This is a genomic window from Aminobacter sp. J41 (genome assembly GCF_000526635.1).
Taxonomy (GTDB): domain Bacteria; phylum Pseudomonadota; class Alphaproteobacteria; order Rhizobiales; family Rhizobiaceae; genus Aerobium.
In genome coordinates this window covers 100,916-120,228 of record NZ_JAGL01000001.1, presented here as the reverse complement: position 1 = coordinate 120,228, position 19,313 = coordinate 100,916, and the positions used below count along the sequence as shown (strand labels likewise).

General features: G+C 63.7%; 16 protein-coding genes. 10 read left to right on the top strand and 6 right to left on the bottom strand.

All coding sequences use genetic code 11. The features are described 5' to 3' along the window. Position 1 precedes the first annotated feature (1 nt). The 3 genes from metK to lnt all read right to left on the bottom strand — a co-directional run bounded on the left by metK (position 2) and on the right by lnt (position 3,474). A complete protein-coding gene (gene metK / locus L630_RS0100580; RefSeq protein ID WP_024846343.1) occupies positions 2–1,246 on the bottom strand; it encodes a methionine adenosyltransferase in 1,245 nt (414 codons plus the stop codon). A 144-nt stretch (positions 1,247–1,390) separates the two neighbouring features. Further along, the gene (locus tag L630_RS0100575) at positions 1,391–1,789 is read right to left on the bottom strand and encodes a helix-turn-helix transcriptional regulator (protein ID WP_024846342.1); all 399 of its coding nucleotides are present in this window, start codon (positions 1,787–1,789) and stop codon (positions 1,391–1,393) included. A gap of 98 nt (positions 1,790–1,887) precedes the next feature. Beyond that, positions 1,888–3,474, bottom strand: a complete 1,587-nt coding sequence (gene lnt, locus L630_RS0100570; protein WP_024846341.1) for an apolipoprotein N-acyltransferase — start codon at positions 3,472–3,474, stop codon at positions 1,888–1,890. Between the two features lie 181 nt (positions 3,475–3,655). Here lnt and rimP point away from each other — a divergent pair, with 181 nt between their 5' ends. The 10 genes from rimP (at position 3,656) to L630_RS0100520 (ending at position 16,440) form a co-directional block, all read left to right on the top strand. Further along, positions 3,656–4,264, top strand: a complete 609-nt coding sequence (gene rimP, locus L630_RS0100565; RefSeq protein ID WP_024846340.1) for a ribosome maturation factor RimP — start codon at positions 3,656–3,658, stop codon at positions 4,262–4,264. A gap of 47 nt (positions 4,265–4,311) precedes the next feature. Then, positions 4,312–5,919: a transcription termination factor NusA gene (gene nusA / locus L630_RS0100560; RefSeq protein WP_024846339.1), complete on the top strand. Its 1,608-nt coding sequence runs from the start codon at positions 4,312–4,314 to the stop codon at positions 5,917–5,919. Between the two features lie 33 nt (positions 5,920–5,952). Next, complete coding sequence (locus tag L630_RS0100555) at positions 5,953–6,603, top strand: RNA-binding protein (RefSeq protein ID WP_024846338.1); 651 nt, start codon at positions 5,953–5,955, stop codon at positions 6,601–6,603. Next, positions 6,600–9,179: a translation initiation factor IF-2 gene (gene infB / locus L630_RS0100550; RefSeq protein ID WP_024846337.1), complete on the top strand. Its 2,580-nt coding sequence runs from the start codon at positions 6,600–6,602 to the stop codon at positions 9,177–9,179. Before L630_RS0100555 ends, infB begins: the two co-directional genes overlap by 4 nt. Positions 9,180–9,290: 111 nt before the next feature. Next, positions 9,291–9,698, top strand: coding sequence for a 30S ribosome-binding factor RbfA (gene rbfA, locus L630_RS0100545; RefSeq protein WP_024846336.1), 408 nt, complete (start codon positions 9,291–9,293; stop codon positions 9,696–9,698). Continuing rightward, positions 9,698–10,687, top strand: coding sequence for a tRNA pseudouridine(55) synthase TruB (truB, locus tag L630_RS0100540; RefSeq protein ID WP_024846335.1), 990 nt, complete (start codon positions 9,698–9,700; stop codon positions 10,685–10,687). The genes rbfA and truB overlap by 1 nt, the downstream gene beginning before the upstream one ends. A 97-nt stretch (positions 10,688–10,784) precedes the next feature. Continuing rightward, entirely contained in the window at positions 10,785–12,500 is a 1,716-nt protein-coding gene (locus tag L630_RS20845) for an HWE histidine kinase domain-containing protein (protein WP_245263623.1), read from the top strand. Between the two features lie 154 nt (positions 12,501–12,654). Next, positions 12,655–12,924, top strand: coding sequence for a 30S ribosomal protein S15 (gene rpsO, locus L630_RS0100530; protein ID WP_024846334.1), 270 nt, complete (start codon positions 12,655–12,657; stop codon positions 12,922–12,924). Positions 12,925–13,191: 267 nt separating this feature from the next. Continuing rightward, positions 13,192–15,342, top strand: a complete 2,151-nt coding sequence (gene pnp, locus L630_RS0100525) for a polyribonucleotide nucleotidyltransferase (protein ID WP_024846333.1) — start codon at positions 13,192–13,194, stop codon at positions 15,340–15,342. 75 nt (positions 15,343–15,417) lie between these two features. Next, a complete protein-coding gene (locus L630_RS0100520) occupies positions 15,418–16,440 on the top strand; it encodes a class I SAM-dependent methyltransferase (protein WP_024846332.1) in 1,023 nt (340 codons plus the stop codon). A 78-nt stretch (positions 16,441–16,518) separates the two neighbouring features. Here L630_RS0100520 and fabI read toward each other — a convergent pair whose 3' ends face one another. From fabI to fabA, 3 genes are read right to left on the bottom strand one after another with little or no spacing between them, the layout of a single operon-like run. Beyond that, positions 16,519–17,325, bottom strand: coding sequence for an enoyl-ACP reductase FabI (fabI, locus tag L630_RS0100515; RefSeq protein ID WP_024846331.1), 807 nt, complete (start codon positions 17,323–17,325; stop codon positions 16,519–16,521). Between the two features lie 13 nt (positions 17,326–17,338). Then, a complete protein-coding gene (gene fabB / locus L630_RS0100510) occupies positions 17,339–18,559 on the bottom strand; it encodes a beta-ketoacyl-ACP synthase I (protein WP_024846330.1) in 1,221 nt (406 codons plus the stop codon). Between the two features lie 36 nt (positions 18,560–18,595). Continuing rightward, positions 18,596–19,111 carry a 3-hydroxyacyl-[acyl-carrier-protein] dehydratase FabA gene (gene fabA / locus L630_RS0100505; RefSeq protein ID WP_024846329.1) on the bottom strand — a complete coding sequence of 172 codons (516 nt, stop codon included), beginning with the start codon at positions 19,109–19,111 and terminating at the stop codon, positions 18,596–18,598. Positions 19,112–19,313: the final 202 nt, after the last annotated feature.

Here is a 19,313-nt window from a genome sequence, read left to right as displayed (position 1 = left end):
CTCAGGCCGCGATCGCGTCCTTGAGAGCCTTGGTCAGGTCGGTCTTTTCCCAGGAGAACGAACCATCGCGCCCCGGCTTGCGGCCAAAGTGGCCGTAGGCCGACGTCTTTGCATAGATCGGCTTGTTCAGGTCAAGATGGCGGCGAATGCCGGTTGGGGACAGATCCATAACCTTGCGCAGCGCTTCCTCGACCTGAGCCTCGTTGACGCCCTTGCCGGTGCCGTGCAGGTCGACATAGATCGACAGCGGCTGCGCGACGCCGATGGCGTAGGAAAGCTGGATCGTGCAGCGGTCGGCAAGCTTGGCGGCCACGACGTTCTTGGCGAGGTAGCGTGCGGCATAGGCAGCCGAACGGTCGACCTTGGTCGTGTCCTTGCCGGAGAACGCGCCGCCGCCGTGGGGGGCCGCGCCGCCATAGGTGTCGACGATGATCTTGCGGCCGGTGAGGCCGGCATCGCCGTCCGGGCCGCCGATCACGAACTTGCCGGTCGGGTTGATGTACCAGTTGCAGTTGTCGGCGATCTTGAGGTCGCCCAGCGCCTTGCGGATGTAGGGCTCGACCACATCGCGCACCTTCTTCGAATCCCAGGAGGGATCGAGGTGCTGGGTCGAAAGCACGATCTGCGTCACCTCGGTCGCCTTGCCGTCGACATAGCGGACGGTGACCTGGCTCTTGGCGTCCGGGCCGAGCTTGGCGGCTTCGCCTTCCTTCTTGTGGCGGGCTTCCGAGAGGAGCTCGAGGATCTTGTGCGCGTAGTAGATCGGCGCCGGCATCAGGTCGGGCGTCTCATTGCAGGCATAACCGAACATGATGCCCTGGTCGCCGGCACCTTCCTCGCCCTGGCGGTCGGCGGCGTTGTCCACGCCCTGCGCGATGTCGGCCGACTGCGAGTGCAGCAGGACGTCGATCTTGCACGTCTTCCAGTGGAAGCCGTCCTGCTCGTAGCCGATGGCGCGGATCGCCTTGCGGGCGATCGACTTGAACTTGGCCGGGTTGATGACCTTGTTGCCGTTCTTGTCGAGCTTCATCAGCGAGTCCGGCAGGCGTACCTCGCCGGCGATGATCACGCGATTGGTGGTTGCCAGCGTCTCGCAGGCAATGCGGACACTCCATGGGTCCACGCCAGTCCGTTTGGCTTCGCGATAGACGAGATCGACAATTTCATCCGAGATGCGGTCGCAGACCTTGTCCGGATGACCTTCGGAAACCGACTCGCTCGTGAAAAGGTAGTTCTGGCGTGCCACGGGTATCCCCTCTTGAAAGAAAGTCGATCAGATCGACACATGCACATTCTGTTATCTGTCCGGGGAATGCCGCGTCAAGGCGCAAAGGGTCCCAGCAGGGTGACGCCAATAAAAGGTCATGATCGAAAACCGTAGAGGCCGGCGCTATTCTTCGCCGGCAAGGGCGCGCACGAGGTCGATGACCTTGCGGCGCACCTTCGGGTCGTCGATGCGCGCGAAGGCGCGGTTGAGCTGGATGCCCTCGGTGCTCGAAAGGAAATCTACCATGTAGGTCGACTGGCTTTCTTCCATCAGGCCTTCTTGTCCGCCAGGGGCGCCGTCAAAGAAAAAGGAGGGCGGAACCTCCAGAATCGAGGCAATCGCTTGCAGGCGCGAGGCGCCAACGCGGTTGGTACCCTTCTCGTATTTCTGTATTTGCTGGAAGGTAATGCCGAGGTGCTCGCCAAGTTTTTCCTGGCTCATGCCAAGGATGTTCCGGCGCATGCGGATTCGGCTGCCGACATAGACGTCAATCGGGTTAGGTTGTTTTTTCTGATCCGGCATCATGTCCTCACCGCATCAACGGAATGCTCAGCTACCTGATTGCTTCCGGCGGCGCGAATCCTTCGCCAAAAGGTAGCTTTACTATGGATTCCGAACCTTTAGCTGTCAATCGATCGGCGGCGGGAGCGTAGTGCCGAAGCCCCTGCCCAAACGGTTAGGATGACGATGATCGCCGCCCCGACGATATCGGGCCGTGTAACCAGAGGTTGTACGCGTTGCAGCGGAACGGCCGCATCGAGCGCGCCGACGGCGTCGATCGCATAAGCGTCGATCACCCGTCCGTAGGCGTCGACCACGCCGGAAATTCCATTATTTGCAGAACGGATAAGGGGACGTCCCGCGTCGACGGCGCGGATCTGCGCCTGGCGGAAGTGCTGGTAGGGTCCGGGCGTGTCGCCAAACCAGGCGTCGTTGGTGATGTTGAGGATCACGTCGGCGTCGGCGTCGCCGTAACCCGCAATACCCGGAAAGATGATCTCATAACAGATGAAGGGGAGTATCCGCACTTCATCCAAAAGACGGATGGCGCGGCGCTGCCCGCCTGGGGAAAAGTCGGAGACGTTGTCGACGATCTTCTGCAGCCCGGCGCGTGACAGAATGTCGGCGAGCGGCAGGTATTCGCCGAAGGGAACGAGGCGGATCTTGTCGACGGCGTCGAAGATTTCGCCGCCGGAGTTGATCGCAACCACCGCATTGTAGAAGCGCGCGTCGGCTCCCTTGCCCTCGATGCGCACAGCGCCGGCAAGAAGATCCTGCCTGTCGCCGATCATGTCGGCAAGCCGGGTGAGGGCTTCCGGCTGCTGCGAGAGGATGAAGGGAACCGACGTTTCCGGCCAGACGATCAGCGAAGGCTGGGGCGCGCCATTGGCGGGTTCGGCAGAGGACAGGTCGAGATAGGTCTGGAAGATGCGCTCGCGCATCTCCTCGCTCCATTTCTCGCTCTGGTCGATCGAGGGCTGCACCAGCCGGACCTGGATGGTCTTTTCGGGCGTGGCGTCGCCCATGCCGATGCGGACAAAGCCGTAGCCGATGTGAAGAGCGGCGATGAGGGCGGCGAGCAGGAAGCCGGCGGCGCGGCCTTTGCGGGCGGCAAGCAGCGCCGGAACCGAGAACACGAAGACGGCAAGCGTGTTGATGCCGGCCATGCCGATGACGGTGACCGACTGCATCATCTCCGGCACGGGCATTGCCGCCTGGCCTATGGCGTTCCATGGAAAGCCCGTGAGCACGAAGGTGCGCAGCCATTCGGAAAAGCCGAAGGCGGCGGCAAGCGCGGCGATGCGGCCGATGCCGTCGCTCCAGAAGGCGCGGGCAAGGGCTGCGGCAAAGCCGTAGAAGATCGCGATCAGCGCCGGCAGGCCGAGAACGGCGAAGGGCAAGGCCCAGGCGAACAAATCCGCTTCAACAAGAAGTGCATTGCCGATCCACCACAGGCCGACGAGGAAATAGCCGAAGCCGAACCACCAGCCGATGAAGAAGGGTTGGGCAAGCCGTCTGAGGAACGACTGGCCCGGATAGCCGGCCGCGCCGTCGAGCAGCCAGACGAGGATCGGGAAGGCGATGAAGCAGGCGGCGGGGAAGTCGAAAGGCGGCTGTGCGAAGGCGCCTAGTGCCCCCGCGATGAAAGCGGTCAGCGCCCGACGCCATCCCGATTGAAGTATTACCCAGCCGGCCAGGCGCTCCATGTATCAGGCTCCCGCGAATCACCCCGATCTTTCTAGCAGTGGTTAACGTGGCCACCAATGTCGCTGATGCTTGATAAACCGGACCCGCGGGTATATATACGGCTCAAATTCTTGGTCGGTATGGCGAAGAGTGGGTCCACCCGGTCCCGCTCTTTTTTGTTAGCCGGCCCGTGGAGAGACTATGGTTGAAGTGAATACCGGCGACGGCCGCATCATCAGGGAAACCGGCATCGACGCGCGCGTGGCTGCCATCGTGATGCCTGTCATTGCTGCTGCGGGCTACAGGCTCGTACGCGTACGGCTGCTCGGACAGAACGGGCTGACGCTGCAAATCATGGCCGAGCGCGAAGACGGCACCATGGATGTCGAAGGCTGCGAGGAACTCAGCCGCGCCATTTCGCCCGCGCTCGATGTGGAAGATCCGATCGACAAGGCTTATCATCTCGAAGTTTCCTCCCCGGGCATCGACCGGCCGCTGGTGAGGAAGTCGGACTTCGAGGCTGCGCTGGGGCACCTGGCAAAGCTGGAAACCGCGGTCATGATTGCCGACCGCAAGCGTTTCCGCGGCAAGATCATCGCAGTGGCCGACGAAGGCGTCACGATCGCGCGCGACCAGGTCAGCTATGGTGAAGAACCGAACGTTACCATCCCGTGGGATGCGATTGCCGAAGCCAAGCTCGTCCTGACCGACGACCTGATTGCAGAGGCGTTCCGGCGCGACAAGCTGGCCAAGAAGCAGCGCGAGGCGGAAGACGCCGATGCGCAGGATGATGACGATAACGCAAACTGAGACGAGCACCCGGCGCTAAGCCGACGGAGTTGTCCGAGGAGACCGACATGGTAGTCAGTGCAAACAGGCTGGAGCTTCTGCAGATCGCGGATGCTGTCGCGCGCGAGAAGTCGATCGACAAGAAGATCGTCATCGAGGCGATGGCCGACGCCATCCAGAAGGCCGCGCGTTCGCGCTACGGTCAGGAGACCAATATCCGCGCCGACATCAACCCGAACACGGGTGAGATGAAGCTGCAGCGCCTGCTCGAGGTCGTCGAGAACGTCGAGGAATACGCTCGCGAGATTTCGCTGGCCGATGCGCGCCTGCGCAACCCGGACGCTCAGATCGGCGACTTCATCGCCGAGCCGCTGCCGCCGATGGATTTCGGCCGCATCGCTGCCCAGTCGGCCAAGCAGGTCATCGTCCAGAAGGTGCGCGAGGCTGAGCGCGACCGCCAGTATGACGAGTACAAGGACCGCGTCGGCGAGATCGTCAACGGCACCGTCAAGCGCGTCGAGTACGGCAATGTGGTCGTGGACCTCGGCCGTGGCGAGGGCATCATCCGCCGCGACGAGTTGATCCCGCGCGAGAACTACAAGTATGGCGACCGCGTCCGCGCCTATGTATACGACGTGCGCCGCGAGCAGCGCGGTCCGCAGATCTTCCTGTCGCGCACTCATCCGCAGTTCATGGCGAAGCTGTTCACCATGGAAGTGCCGGAAATCTACGACGGCATCATCGAGATCAAGTCGGTCGCCCGCGACCCGGGCAGCCGCGCCAAGATCGCCGTGACCTCGCGCGACTCCTCGATCGACCCGGTCGGCGCCTGCGTTGGTATGCGCGGCAGCCGCGTGCAGGCGGTCGTGGCCGAGTTGCAGGGCGAAAAGATCGACATCATTCCGTGGTCGCCGGATGCCGCGACGTTCATCGTCAACGCGCTTCAGCCGGCGGAAGTGGCCAAGGTCGTTCTCGATGAGGACGCCGAGCGTATTGAAGTCGTGGTTCCGGATGACCAGCTGTCGCTGGCAATCGGTCGCCGCGGCCAGAACGTGCGCCTTGCTTCGCAGCTGACCGGCTGGGATATCGACATCCTGACCGAGCAGGAAGAGAGCGAGCGCCGCCAGAAGGAATTCGTCGAGCGCTCGAACCTGTTCATGGATGCGCTGGACGTCGACGAGATGGTCGGCCAGGTGCTGGCTTCGGAAGGCTTCACCTCGGTCGAGGAAGTGGCCTATGTCGACGCCGACGAGATTTCGTCGATCGACGGCTTCGACGAGTCGACCGCCGAGGAAATCCAGACCCGTGCGCGCGAATATCTCGACCGCATCGAGGCGGAGCATGACGCCAAGCGCCGTGAACTCGGCGTCGAGGACGAGCTGCGCGAGCTGCCGGGGATCACCACCGCGATGCTGGTCGCGATCGGCAAGGATGGCGTGAAGACCCTCGAGGACTTCGCCGGCTATGCCATCGACGATCTGGTCGGCTGGAAGGAACGCAAGGACGGCGAGACCAAGTTCTACTCGGGCGTTCTGTCCGAGTTCGGTGTCACCCGTGCCGACGCAGAGCAGATGGTCGTTGCTGCCCGCCTGAAGATGGGCTGGCTGAGCGAGGACGATCTTGTCGCCGAGGGCGAAGAAGAAGCTGCCCAGGCAGAGGACGAAGCCGGAGCATGATGATGCTTCCGGATGGAGTAGTGCTTGAAAGATATGAGCGAACGCACATGTATAGTAACGCGGCAGGTCGGCGAGCCGGATGGTTTGCTGCGCTTCGTCGCGGGACCGGACATGTCCGTTGTCCCCGACCTCAAGCGCAAGCTCCCCGGACGCGGCTGCTGGGTCACTGCTGAAAGGCAATATGTAGAGCAGGCGGCGAAGAAGAACATCTTCGCCCGTGCTCTCAAGATGAAGGTAACATCTCCGGACGATCTTCCGGAGATGGTGGACAGGCTGCTGAAGCAGTCTGTCCTCGGCTCGCTTGGCCTCGCCCGCAAGGCGGGCCAGGTTGTGATGGGGGCTGCCAAGGTTGAAGCCTCCGTTCGGTCGGGCAAGGCGATGCTGGTCCTGCATGCCCTGGAGGCAGCGCCGGACGGCGTCAGAAAGATCGATCAGGCCCGTCGGTGGGTCGTATTTCAAGATGGCCCGTCGATCCCCGCCTATAAACTCTTTTCGGAAGCCGAATTGGGTTTGGCATTAGGGGGGACAAATGTGATACATGCAGCCGTGCTCGCCGGTGACACGGGCAAGGCTGTGCTGAAGCGCATGGTGGCGCTTGACCGTTACAGGGGCGGTTCCCCCGAAGACCGGGCGATGTTGGCGGCGACCGGCGATCATGATGACGCCGCAGAGGATACGGAATGAGCGATACGAAAGACGACAAGACGCTGGGCGTCAACTCAAAGAAGACTCTGACGCTGAAGCGCCCCGGCTCCGAGCAGGGCACTGTGCGCCAGAACTTCTCGCATGGGCGTTCGAAGGCTGTCGTCGTTGAGACAAAGAAGCGCAAGTTCTCTTTGCCTGGCGAAAAGCAGGAGAGCCCGACGCCGACAGTCACCCTGAAGCCGCGTGCGCCGCAGGCTGCACCGACGACTCCGGCTCCGACGCCGCAGGCCCCGCGCCCGGCGCCGACGCAGCCGCGTGGTGGCATGGTGCTGAACACGCTGTCGAGCGAAGAAATGGAGGCGCGCCGCCGCGCCCTGCAGGATTCACGTCTGCGTGAGGTCGAGGAGCGCAAGCGCGCTGCCGAGGAAGCCGCGCGCCGCGCCGAGGAAGAAGAGCGCCGCCGCAAGGAGCAGGAAGAATCCGCACGCCGCCAGGCCGAGGAAGAGGCACGGCTTGCCGCCGAGGCCGAGGCCAAGCGCCGCGCCGAGGAAGAGGCCAAGCGCCGCGCTCCGGCCGAGGAGAAGCCGAAGGTTGCAGCTCCCGCCAAGCCGGTTGTCGTGGATGACGATGATGAGGACGAGCGCCGCCGCGGTGCCGCCGCTGTCAAGCGCGGTCCCGCCAAGCCGGAAGCTGCGCCGAAGCCCGTCAAGAAGCCTGAAGGCGACCGCCGTCGCGGCAAGCTGACGCTGACCTCCGCCCTGTCGGGTGACGAGGGCCGCGGCCGCTCGCTGTCGTCGATGCGCCGCCGTCAGGAGAAGTTCAAGCGCTCAATGATCAACGAGCCGCGCGAGAAGATCTCCCGCGAGGTGGTCATCCCCGAGACGATCACGCTGCAGGAACTTGCACAGCGCATGGCCGAGCGTGCGGTAGACCTCGTCAAGTTCTTCATGAAGCAGGGCCAGATGATGAAGCCCGGCGACGTGATCGACGCGGATACCGCTGAACTCGTCGCCGTTGAATTCGGCCACACCGTCAAGCGTGTTGCCGAGTCCGACGTCGAAGAGGGCATGTTCAACATCGAAGACCGTGAAGAGGATCTGAAGTCGCGTCCGCCGGTGGTGACCATCATGGGTCACGTCGACCACGGCAAGACCTCGCTGCTCGATGCGATCCGCAATGCGAAGGTGGCCGAGGGCGAAGCCGGCGGCATCACCCAGCACATCGGTGCCTATCAGGTTGAGCAGAACGGCCAGAAGATCACCTTCATCGACACGCCGGGCCACGCTGCCTTCACGCAAATGCGTGCCCGCGGCGCGCAGGTCACGGACATCGCCATCCTGGTGGTTGCCGCTGACGACAGCGTGATGCCGCAGACGATCGAGTCCATCAATCACGCCAAGGCGGCGGGCGTTCCGATCATCGTGGCGATCAACAAGATCGACAAGCCGTCGGCTGACCCGCAGAAGGTTCGCACCCAGCTGCTGCAGCACGAGGTGTTCGTCGAGTCGATGGGCGGTGAGGTTCTCGACGTCGAGATCTCGGCGACCAAGAAGATGAACATCGACAAGCTGCTCGAGGCGGTTCTCCTGCAGGCCGAAATTCTCGACCTGAAGGCAAATCCGGACCGCACGGCGGAAGGCGTTGTCATCGAGGCAAAGCTCGACAAGGGCCGCGGCCCGGTTGCGACCGTTCTCGTCAACACCGGTACGCTCAAGGTCGGCGACATCCTCGCCGTCGGCAACGAGTGGGGCCGCGTGCGTGCGCTCATCAACGATCGCGGCGAGCAGATCAAGGAAGCGGGTCCGGCAACGCCGGTCGAAATCCTCGGCCTGCAGGGCACGCCGATGGCCGGCGACCGCTTCGCGGTTGTCGAGACCGAGGCCCGCGCCCGCGAGATCTCGGAGTACCGTCAGCGTCTCGCCCGCGAGAAGGCTGTTGCCCGTGCTGCTGGCCAGCGCGGCTCGCTCGAGCAGATGATGTCGCAGCTGCAGACTTCGGGTCTCAAGCAGTTCCCGCTCGTCATCAAGGGCGACGTGCAGGGTTCGGTCGAAGCCATCAACGTGGCGCTCGAGAAGCTCGGCAACGACGAGGTGCGCGCACGTGTCGTCCATTCGGGTGCAGGTGCCATCACCGAGAGCGATGTGTCGCTGGCCGAGACCGCCGGTGCCGTCATCATCGGCTTCAACGTCCGCGCCAACAAGCAGGCGCGCGCGGCTGCCGAGCAGGCCGGTATCGAGATCCGCTACTACAACATCATCTACGACCTGGTGGATGACATCAAGCAGGCCATGTCGGGCCTGCTGTCGCCGGAGCGTCGCGAGACCTTCCTCGGCAATGCCGAGATCCTCGAGGTGTTCCACATCACCAAGGTCGGCAAGGTGGCGGGCTGCCGTGTCACCGAGGGCCGGATGGAGCGCGGCGCGGGCGTGCGCCTGATCCGCGACAACGTCGTGATCCACGAAGGTACGCTCAAGACCCTCAAGCGCTTCAAGGACGAAGTGTCCGAAGTGCCGGCCGGTCAGGAGTGCGGTATGGCCTTCGCCAACTACGAAGACATCCGCCAGGGCGATGTCATCGAGGCGTTCCGCGTCGAGATGATCACGCGCACGCTGTAACAGCGGCGTTTACAGTACGATCTGGGGGTGGCGGACATTCCGCCGCCCCTTGCGTTCGTCTATCGCGGCGCCGGTTCCATTCCGGCTGCCCCGAGCAAGGGAAATCTACCCATGTCACGGTTTGCAAGTTCCGGCCCATCCCAGCGCCAGCTTCGCGTCGGCGAACAGGTGCGTCACGCCCTGTCGGCCGTGCTGCAGCGGGGCGAGATCCGCGATGAGGTCATCGAGAACGCGGTGATCTCGATCAACGAGGTCCGCATGTCACCGGACCTCAAGATCGCGACTGCCTTCATTTCGCCGATCGGCGGCGCCGACAACGACTCCGTCATCAAGGCGCTGGCACGCAACGCCAAGTTCATTCGCGGCCGTGTCTCGGGATCGCTCCGGCAGCTCAAATACATGCCGGAGTTCCGGTTCCGCCTCGACACGAGCTACGACAACATGTCCCGGATCGACGCGCTGCTGCGCTCTCCCGAGGTCGTCCGCGACCTGAATACCGACAAAGAAGAAGAGAATTAATGTCCCGTCCACGCAAGAAGAAGGGCCGGCCAGTCTCCGGCTGGCTGGTGCTCGACAAGCCGTACCGCATGGGTTCGACCGAAGCGGTCTCGAAGATCAAGTGGCTGTTCGGAGCCGAGAAGGCGGGACATGCTGGCACGCTCGATCCGCTGGCTTCCGGGATGCTGCCGCTGGCGCTGGGCGAGGCCACCAAGACCGTTCCTTATGTGCAGGACGGCGCCAAGGTCTACCGCTTCACCATCACCTGGGGCGAGGAGCGGACCACCGACGACCTCGAAGGCGAGGTGACCAAGCGTTCGGACAAGCGCCCGTCGGAGGCTGAAATCCGCGCGCTGCTGCCGAAGTACACCGGCGTCATCATGCAGGTGCCGCCGCAGTTCTCGGCGATCAAGATTGCCGGCGAGCGCGCTTATGACATCGCCCGCGACGGCGAAACCGTCGACATTCCGGCGCGCGAAGTCGAGATCGCCCGTTTCGACCTGATCGAAATCGCTGACGAGAACTCGACTGTGTTCGAGATCGAATGCGGCAAGGGCACCTATGTCCGCTCGCTCGCGCGCGATATGGGCCGCGACCTCGGCTGCTACGGGTACATCTCCAGCCTGCGCCGCACCGAAGTCTATCCGTTCACCGCGGAAGACATGGTGACGATGGAAGAGATCGAGGCAGCGCTTGCGACCGTGCCGCTGCCGGCACCGGAGCCCGTCGAGGGTGACGAGCGTCCGCGCTCGCCGCGTCCGGGCCCGGACCAGTGGAAGGTGCTCGACGAGTTCCTGCTCGACACGGGTGCTGCGCTCGATTCGCTGCCGCAGATCATCGTCAGCGACGACACGGCAGCGCGCATCCGCTCGGGCAACCCGGCGATCGTGCGCGGCCGCGACGCGCCTGTCGAGGCCGACGAGGCCTGCGCTTTCTCGCACGGCAAGCTGCTGGCGATCGGCTCGATCGAAGCCGGCATGTTCCGCCCCAAGCGCGTCTTCGCCAGCTGATTTGACATTGAATTGGCCGTTCGTCTGGAAAAAGCTCCGGCGAACGGCTATCGCTACGTCAGATGGTGACGCGGGGGTCTTGCGGAGCACATCTTAGTTGCAGACTAACGCGAGCGAACACTCGGACGAAGTGGAAGCCCGCAACGGCGGACGGGGCACTTCAAAGGCCATATCGGTCGGCGCCATGCTGGCGCTGCTGATGGCGGCCATCATCGTGCCTTCACTCGTCTTTGCGATCATCCTCCTGCAGCGCAACGACGAAGCGCAGCAGACCATGGTGACCGCCCTTGCCGAGGCGACGGCGGCATCCATTACCCAGACACTCGAACGCCACGTGTCCGGCATGGCGACCAATTTGCGGGTCTTCGCCACCGCGCAATCGCTGGTGACGGGAAACCTTGGCCAGTTCCACGACCGGGCGCGCCTCGCTCTCGAAGACACCGGCACCTATCTCGTAGGCATCGACGAAAACCTCGAGCAGGTGTTCGACACCCGCTTCGACCTCGGCACGCCGCTCGGCAAGATCGACGATTCCAGCCTCGTGCAGAAGGCGCTTGCCGGCAAGGAGCCGGTGGTGACGGGCCTGTTTCGCAACGAGACCTCGCAGAGGTGGGTCTTCAACGTGATGTACCCGCTGCCCGACACCGGCGGGCCGGTTCGGCTCTTGATGCTGGCACAGCCGGTCGAGGGGCTCGACCGCTCGATCTCCAGCCAGAATTTGCGCGGCGGATGGAATGCCGTGATCGTCGATGCGGACGGGGTGGTCGCCGCCTCGTCCTTCATGTCCTCGGATGTCGGCAAGCCGTTCTTCCTTGGCAAGGAGATGGAGACGTCGGCGAGCGCACAGCATGATACGCTGGAGGTCAACGGGCGCACCTACGAGATCATCCGCTCGCGTTCACCCGCAAGCGGCTGGGAGACGATCGTCTGGGCGCCGACCGAGGTGGTGCGGGCGCCGATGACACGTACCCTGCGCTCATTCGCGCTGGGCGGTCTTGCCATCATCGCGGTCGGCACGGTGCTCGCCTGGCTGCTCGGCCGCCAGATCACCGGGCCGATCAGGGCGCTGGCACGCGATGCGCGCCGGCTTGGCGCCGGCGAAAACGTGACCGCGGTCGACTACCGGGTCGCGGAAATCGCGACGGTGTCGGAGGCGCTGGCACAGGCATCGGCAGAACGCCGCCATGCCGAAAACGAGATCCGCTTCCTGATGCGCGAGATCGCGCACCGCTCGAAGAACCAGCTCACGGTCGTTTCCTCGATCGCCAAGCAGACGGCGCGCCATGCAGGCAGCTTCGACGAGTTCCAGGACGCATTCCAGAAGCGCGTGCAGGGCCTTGCCCGCTCGACGGACCTTCTGATCGCCGGCGGCGTCGCCGGTGTCGAACTGCGCGAACTGGTCGAGGTGCAGCTGGAGCCGTTCCGGCCGAGCGGCAAGCGCCGCGTCAGGATCGAGGGCGCGCCGATGCGGCTCTCCAACCAGGCGGCGCAGACGCTGGGCCTGGCGCTGCATGAGCTTGCAACGAATGCGGCCAAATATGGGGCCTTTGCCTCGAACGAGGGCTGGCTGAAGGTCAGCTGGAAGCGTGTTGGCGACCAGGTCGAGTTCGAATGGCGCGAGTGGGTGCCGAACCCGCTGGACCCGGATGCCGGCAAGCGCGGCTTTGGCACCGAGGTGATCGAGCGCATGCTGGGCGGAACGCTTGAGGCGCATATCGAGCGCCAGCTGCGCAGCGACGGGCTCGAGTGTCGCGTCACCATGCCTGCGGCCAGGCTGGAGCCCGGGCTGGAGGACGGCCACAAGGCGGGCTGAAAGCCCGTTTCCGCGAAATTACTGGCGCAAGCTGGCATTTTGCACTATATGCCGCGCATCGTGCGCCTGAATGGGCGCATGTTCACCGGCCCCTGCTGGACGACATCCTGGCTGAGGGCGACCTGTTTCCTCAAATAAGAAAGGGAAAAACGCGATGTCGATCACCGCTGAGCGCAAGAAGGAACTGATGGCGGAATTCGCAACCGCTAAGGGCGACACCGGTTCTCCGGAAGTCCAGGTCGCGATCCTTTCCGAGCGTATCAAGAACCTGACCGAACACTTCAAGGACCACAAGAAGGATAACCACTCCCGCCGTGGTCTGCTCGCACTGGTTTCGCAGCGTCGTAGCCTGCTTGATTACCTCAAGCGCAAGGACGAGGCCCGCTACCAGGCTTTGATCAGCAAGCTCGGTCTGCGCCGTTAAAAAAGTTTGGCCGGCGCCGCCGCGAGGCGGGCGCCGGCCGATCGCATGGGCCCCAAGGGGTCGCACTACAGTTCGCGCGTTTTAGTAGATGAAGTTGCGCGGACGCCCCGGGACAGGGTCATGGGGCAGGATTGCAGGGCGCTTTCGGCGAAACATCGCCAGCCCGTGGAAGCGTCATGTTGTCTTGCCCGTGGCTCGTCCCCGAACGAAGCCAGGTGCGAAGAGACGCAAGGGATTGCGATCCGCACCAGCAGTTAAGGACAAGACATGTTCAACCAACACAAAGTGGAAATCGAGTGGGGCGGACGTCCGCTTATCCTCGAGACCGGCAAGATCGCACGTCAGGCTGACGGCGCGGTGCTGGCAACCTACGGCGAGACCGTCGTGCTCGCGACCGTCGTTTCGGCCAAGGAGCCGAAGCCGGGCCTCGACTTCTTCCCGCTGACCGTCAACTACCAGGAAAAGACCTTCGCTGCCGGCAAGATCCCGGGTGGCTACTTCAAGCGTGAAGGCCGTCCGAGCGAGCGCGAGACGCTGGTTTCGCGCCTGATCGACCGTCCGATCCGTCCGCTTTTCGCCGACGGCTACAAGAACGACACCCAGATCATCGTCACCGTCGTCCAGCACGACCTCGAGAACGATCCGGACATCCTGTCGATCGTCGCGACCTCGGCTGCGCTGACCCTGTCGGGCGTGCCGTTCATGGGCCCGATCGGCGGCGCCCGCGTCGGCTACATCAACGGCGAGTACAAGCTGAACCCGCATCTCGACGAGATGGCCGAGTCCAAGCTCGACCTCGTCGTCGCCGGCACCAGCGAAGCCGTGCTCATGGTCGAGTCGGAAGCCCAGGAGCTTCCGGAAGACGTCATGCTCGGCGCCGTCATGTTCGGCCACAAGGCCTTCCAGCCGGTGATCGACGCGATCATCAAGCTGGCCGAGGTTGCCGCCAAGGACCCGCGCGACTTCACCTCGCCGGACTATTCGGAACTCGAAGCCGAGATGCTCGCACTCGTCGAGAACGAGCTGCGCGACGCCTACAAGCTCACCGTCAAGCAGGAGCGCTACGCTGCCGTCGACGCAGTGAAGGCCAAGGTGAAGGCACACTTCACCCCGGCTGAAGGCGAGGAAGCGAAGTGGACGCCGGAGCAGGTCGCCACCGTATTCAAGGAACTGCAGGCGAAGATCGTCCGCTGGAACATCCTCGACACCGGCTCGCGCATCGACGGCCGTGATCTTTCGACGGTTCGTCCGATCGTCGCGGAAGTCGGCATCCTGCCGCGTACGCACGGTTCGGCGCTGTTCACCCGCGGTGAGACGCAGGCGATCGTCGTTGCCACGCTCGGCACCGGCGAGGACGAGCAGTATGTCGACGAGCTGACCGGCACCCGCAAGGAAACCTTCTTGCTGCACTACAACTTCCCGCCGTACTCCGTCGGTGAAACCGGCCGCATGGGTTCGCCGGGCCGCCGCGAAATCGGCCACGGCAAGCTCGCCTGGCGCGCGATCCATCCGATGCTGCCGGCCGCGGAACAGTTCCCGTACACGCTGCGCGTTGTCTCCGAAATCACCGAGTCGAACGGCTCGTCGTCGATGGCGACCGTCTGCGGCACCTCGCTGGCTCTCATGGACGCCGGCGTGCCGCTGGCCAAGCCGGTTGCCGGCATTGCCATGGGCCTCATCAAGGAAGGCGAGCGCTTCGCGGTTCTCTCCGACATCCTTGGTGACGAGGATCACCTCGGCGACATGGACTTCAAGGTGGCCGGTACCGCCGAAGGCGTCACCTCGCTGCAGATGGACATCAAGATCGACGGCATCACCGAGGAGATCATGAAGATCGCCCTCGACCAGGCCAAGGGCGGCCGTCTGCACATCCTCGGCGAGATGTCGAAGGCGATCAGCGAGGGCCGCAAGGAACTCGGCGAGTTCGCTCCGCGCATCGAGGTCATGACCATCCCGACCGACAAGATCCGCGAAGTGATCGGCTCGGGCGGCAAGGTCATCCGTGAGATCGTCGAGAAGACCGGCGCCAAGATCAACATCGAGGACGACGGCACCGTGAAGATCGCTTCGTCGAACGCCAAGGAAATCGAGGCGGCGAAGAAGTGGATCCACACCATCGTGGCCGAGCCGGAAGTTGGCGAGATCTACGAAGGCACGGTCGTCAAGACCGCCGACTTCGGCGCGTTCGTGAACTTCTTCGGTCCGCGTGACGGCCTCGTTCACATCTCGCAGCTGGCCGAGAACCGCGTCCAGAAGACCACCGACGTCGTCAAGGAAGGCGACAAGGTCTTCGTCAAGCTGATGGGCTTCGACGAGCGCGGCAAGGTTCGTCTGTCGATGAAGGTTGTCGACCAGACGACCGGCAAGGAAATCGTCAAGGAGAAGAAGTCGGAAGACGCTGAAGAAGCTGACGCCTGATTTCTGACCTGAGAATGAACGGGGCGGGCGCGACCGGAAGGTCTGCGCCCGTTTCGCTTGAGAGGGGCCAATTGTATGAATGACGGTTCGCTGAAGACGCTGTTCCATCCGTTCGAGAGCGGCATGCTGGAAGGACCGGGTGCAGAAGCCCGCGTCCTGTTCTTCAATGTCGCGCCGGGCTTCGTGCTGCCGGAGGATTTTCCGGAAGCGATGACGCTGCAGCAGGAATCGCGGCCGCTGTTCCGGGCACTGGAAGGCGGCGCGCACGTCGTGCAGCCGCAACCGGTCGGCGAGGACTATGACCTCGTGCTGGTGCTGGCCGGTCGCCATCGTGGCCAGAACGAGCTTTGGATCGCCGAGGCGCTGAAGCGCGTCCGCATGGGCGGCCGGGTGGTTGTCGCAGGCGGCAAGACGGACGGTGCGGCAAGCCTGCGCAAGCGCATGGCCGGTCTCCACGAGGTCGACGACCATGCCTCCAAGAACCACGGCATCGCCTTCTGGATGACGCGAACCGAAGAGTCGGTGGCGGCAGTGGAGGCGCTGGAAGCGGCCAACCCGCCGCTGATCCTCGACGGCGGCTTCCTCACCGTTCCTGGCGTCTTCTCGCAGGAGCACGAGGACCAGGGCTCGCGCCTGCTCGCCGACAATTTGCCGGAGACGATCAAGGGCCGCGTCGCCGATTTCGGCACCGGCTGGGGCTATCTTGCGGTGCGGCTGTCGCTTATCGCCAAGGAGCAGTTCTCGATCGACATGTTCGATTCGAGCTTCCAGGCCTGCGTGGCGGCGAAGGCCAACATGGACAACCTCGCTGCTCACATCGAGTGCCGGGTGCAGTGGATCGACCTGCTGAGCGAAAAGCTCGAACGGGTTTACGACAACATCATCATGAACCCGCCCTTCCATCAGGGCCGCGCGGCCGAGCCGTCGATCGGCGAGGGGATGATCCGGGCAGCTTCGGCGGCGCTCAAGCCCGGCGGCAGGCTGTACCTCGTCGCCAACCGCTCGCTGCCCTACGAGAACACGCTGGAGACGGCTTTCGCCCGTCACGGGGAGATCACCCGCGACGACCGCTTCAAGGTCCTGTGGGCCGTCCGCTGAGGCGAAAAACGATATCCTGAAAGCAGAACGGGCGCCCCAATGGAACGCCCGTTTGTTTTTCCGTGAAGTCCGGCAGGATCAGTCCTGGTCGGTGCGCTTCAGTTCGTCCAGCGTCGGCATCGACACGATGTGGTAGCCGCTGTCGACATAGTGGATCTCGCCGGTCACGCCCGTGGAAAGGTCCGACAGAAGGTAGAGGGCAGACTTGCCGACTTCTTCGATCGTCACCGGGCGGCGCAGCGGCGCGTTGCGCTGCTGGTAGTTGTACATCAGGCGCGAGTCGGCAATTCCGGCGCCTGCGAGCGTGCGCACCGGGCCAGCCGACAGGCCGTTCACGCGGATACCGCGCGGGCCGTAGTCATTGGCGAGGTAGCGGACGCTGGCCTCAAGACCGGCCTTGGCGACGCCCATGACGTTGTAATTCGGCATGACGCGAACCGAACCGGCATAGGTCAGGGTGAGCATCGAGCCGCCGTCTTCCATCAGCTCGGCTGCACGCTTTGCAACTTCCGTGAACGAGAAGCACGAGATCACCATCGTGCGGACGAAGTTCTCGCGCGTGGTGTCGGCGTAGAGGCCCTTGAGCTCGTTGCGGTCGGAGAAGCCGATCGCGTGGACGATGAAGTCGAGCTTGCCCCACTCGGACTTCAGCGTCTCGAAGACGCCGTCAACGGTGGCGATGTCCTCGACATCGCAGGGAAGCAGCAGCTTGGCGCCAACCTGGTCGGCAAGCGGCTTCACGCGGCGGCCAAAGGCTTCACCCTGGTAGGTGAAGGCGAGCTCGGCGCCATGCTCAGCGGCGTGCTTGGCGATGCCCCAGGCGATGGAGTGGTCGTTCGCGACGCCCATGATGAGGCCGCGCTTGCCCTTCAGCAGTCCAGTCATTTGATGCTCCCGGTCAGCCCTGGTAGCGCTGGAACACCAGCGTCGCGTTCGTGCCGCCGAACCCGAACGAGTTGGAAAGGACGGTGTCGATCTTGGCGTTGTCGATGCGCTCGCGAACCACCGGCATTCCTTCAAATTCCGGATCGAAGGTCTCGATGTGGGCGCTCTCGCCGATGAAGCCGCCCTGCATCATCAGGATCGAGTAGATCGATTCCTGGACGCCCGCAGCACCCAGCGAGTGGCCGGTCAGCGACTTGGTCGACGAGATCGCCGGCAGCTTGTCGCCGAACACCGTGCGGATCGCCTCCATCTCCTTGGAGTCGCCGACGGGCGTCGAGGTGCCGTGGGTGTTGATGTAGTCGACGTCGCCCTTCACGGTCGACAGCGCCTGGCGCATGCAGCGGATCGCGCCTTCGCCCGACGGGGCAACCATGTCGTAGCCGTCGGAGGTCGCGCCGTAGCCGACGATCTCAGCGTAAATCTTGGCGCCGCGCGCCTTGGCGTGCTCCAGCTCCTCGAGAACCAGCACGCCCGCGCCGCCGGCGATGACAAAGCCGTCGCGGTTGGCGTCATAGGCGCGCGAGGCGACCGACGGGCGGTCGTTGAACTTGGAGGACATGGCGCCCATGGCGTCGAACAGGTTCGACATGGTCCAGTCGAGATCCTCGTGGCCGCCGGCGAAGACCATGTCCTGCTTGCCCCACTGGATCAGCTCGAACGCATTGCCGATGCAGTGCGCCGAGGTCGAGCAGGCCGACGAGATCGAGTAGTTGACGCCGTGGATCTTGAAGAAGGTCGCGAGCGTGGCGGACGCGGTCGAGGACATTGCCTTCGGCACGGCGAACGGTCCGATGCGCTTCGGGCTGTTGTTGGCCTTGGTGATCTCGGCCGCTTCGACGATCGTCTTGGTTGAGGCGCCGCCGGAACCCATGATGATGCCGGTGCGCTCGTTGGTGATGTCGTTCTCTTCCAGACCGGCATCGGTGATCGCCTGCTGCATGGCGACGTAGTTCCATGCACCGCCACGGTGCAGGAAGCGCATCGCGCGGCGGTCAACCAGATCGGTCGGGTCGAGCGTCGGCGCGCCCCAGACCTGGCAGCGGAAGCCGTGTTCGGCAAAGACATCCGAGAAGGTGATGCCGGACTTGGCATCGTACAGCGATGCCTGGACTTCTTCTGCGTTGTTACCGATGGAGGAAACGATCCCCAGTCCGGTGACGACAACTCGTCTCATATGGCGCTCCTTGCAAACCGCGCGGCGGGAAAAGCCTTAAGCGGCTTCCTGCTTCGACAGGCCCACGCGCAGATCGGTGGCCTTGTAAATCTGTTCCCCGTCGGCCTTCAGCCAGCCGTCAGCCGTGCCGAGGACGAGGCGGCCGCGCATGACGCGCTTGAAGTCGACGCCGTATTCGACCTTCTTCACCGAAGGCGTGACCATGCCCTTGAACTTCACTTCGCCGGTTGAAAGGGCCATGCCCTTGCCCGGCTCGCCGAGCCAGCCGAGGAAGAAGCCGGTGAGCTGCCACATCGCGTCGAGGCCAAGGCAGCCTGGCATGATCGGATTGCCGGGGAAGTGGCACGGGAAGAACCAGAGGTCCGGCTTGATCTCGAGCTCGGCGCGTACATAGCCCTTGTCGAACTCGCCGCCGGTCTCGCTGATCTCGGTGATGCGATCGAACATGAGCATCGGCGGGGCTGGCAGCTGCGCGTTCCCTGGCCCGAAAAGCTCTCCGCGAGAGCAGGCCAGCAGCTCTTCGTAATCATAGCTCGACTTCTGTTCGAACATCGTCCGTAGCGGTCCCTTTGCATTGGCACGGTCTTCACGTGCTTATAATCCGTGACAATCCCCTATCATAGACTGCTCGGGACAGGAAATCGCCGCAGCGGCTTACCCTGCACAGGCCGGGTGGTCAACGTGCCGCTATTGATCGCATATGGCGAACAGAATATATGTTGACAACGAAATGATGGGGCTGGACGCCATCAGC

Coding starts and splice junctions, on each gene's coding strand:
- fabI (WP_024846331.1), bottom strand. CDS start 17,325: ATGACTGGACTGCTGAAGGGCAAGCGCGGCCTCATCATGGGCGTCGCG.
- rpsO (WP_024846334.1), top strand. CDS start 12,655: ATGTCGATCACCGCTGAGCGCAAGAAGGAACTGATGGCGGAATTCGCA.
- fabB (WP_024846330.1), bottom strand. CDS start 18,559: ATGAGACGAGTTGTCGTCACCGGACTGGGGATCGTTTCCTCCATCGGT.
- rbfA (WP_024846336.1), top strand. CDS start 9,291: ATGTCACGGTTTGCAAGTTCCGGCCCATCCCAGCGCCAGCTTCGCGTC.
- nusA (WP_024846339.1), top strand. CDS start 4,312: ATGGTAGTCAGTGCAAACAGGCTGGAGCTTCTGCAGATCGCGGATGCT.
- L630_RS0100575 (WP_024846342.1), bottom strand. CDS start 1,789: ATGCCGGATCAGAAAAAACAACCTAACCCGATTGACGTCTATGTCGGC.
- rimP (WP_024846340.1), top strand. CDS start 3,656: ATGGTTGAAGTGAATACCGGCGACGGCCGCATCATCAGGGAAACCGGC.
- lnt (WP_024846341.1), bottom strand. CDS start 3,474: ATGGAGCGCCTGGCCGGCTGGGTAATACTTCAATCGGGATGGCGTCGG.
- fabA (WP_024846329.1), bottom strand. CDS start 19,111: ATGTTCGAACAGAAGTCGAGCTATGATTACGAAGAGCTGCTGGCCTGC.
- infB (WP_024846337.1), top strand. CDS start 6,600: ATGAGCGATACGAAAGACGACAAGACGCTGGGCGTCAACTCAAAGAAG.
- L630_RS0100520 (WP_024846332.1), top strand. CDS start 15,418: ATGAATGACGGTTCGCTGAAGACGCTGTTCCATCCGTTCGAGAGCGGC.
- pnp (WP_024846333.1), top strand. CDS start 13,192: ATGTTCAACCAACACAAAGTGGAAATCGAGTGGGGCGGACGTCCGCTT.
- truB (WP_024846335.1), top strand. CDS start 9,698: ATGTCCCGTCCACGCAAGAAGAAGGGCCGGCCAGTCTCCGGCTGGCTG.
- L630_RS0100555 (WP_024846338.1), top strand. CDS start 5,953: ATGAGCGAACGCACATGTATAGTAACGCGGCAGGTCGGCGAGCCGGAT.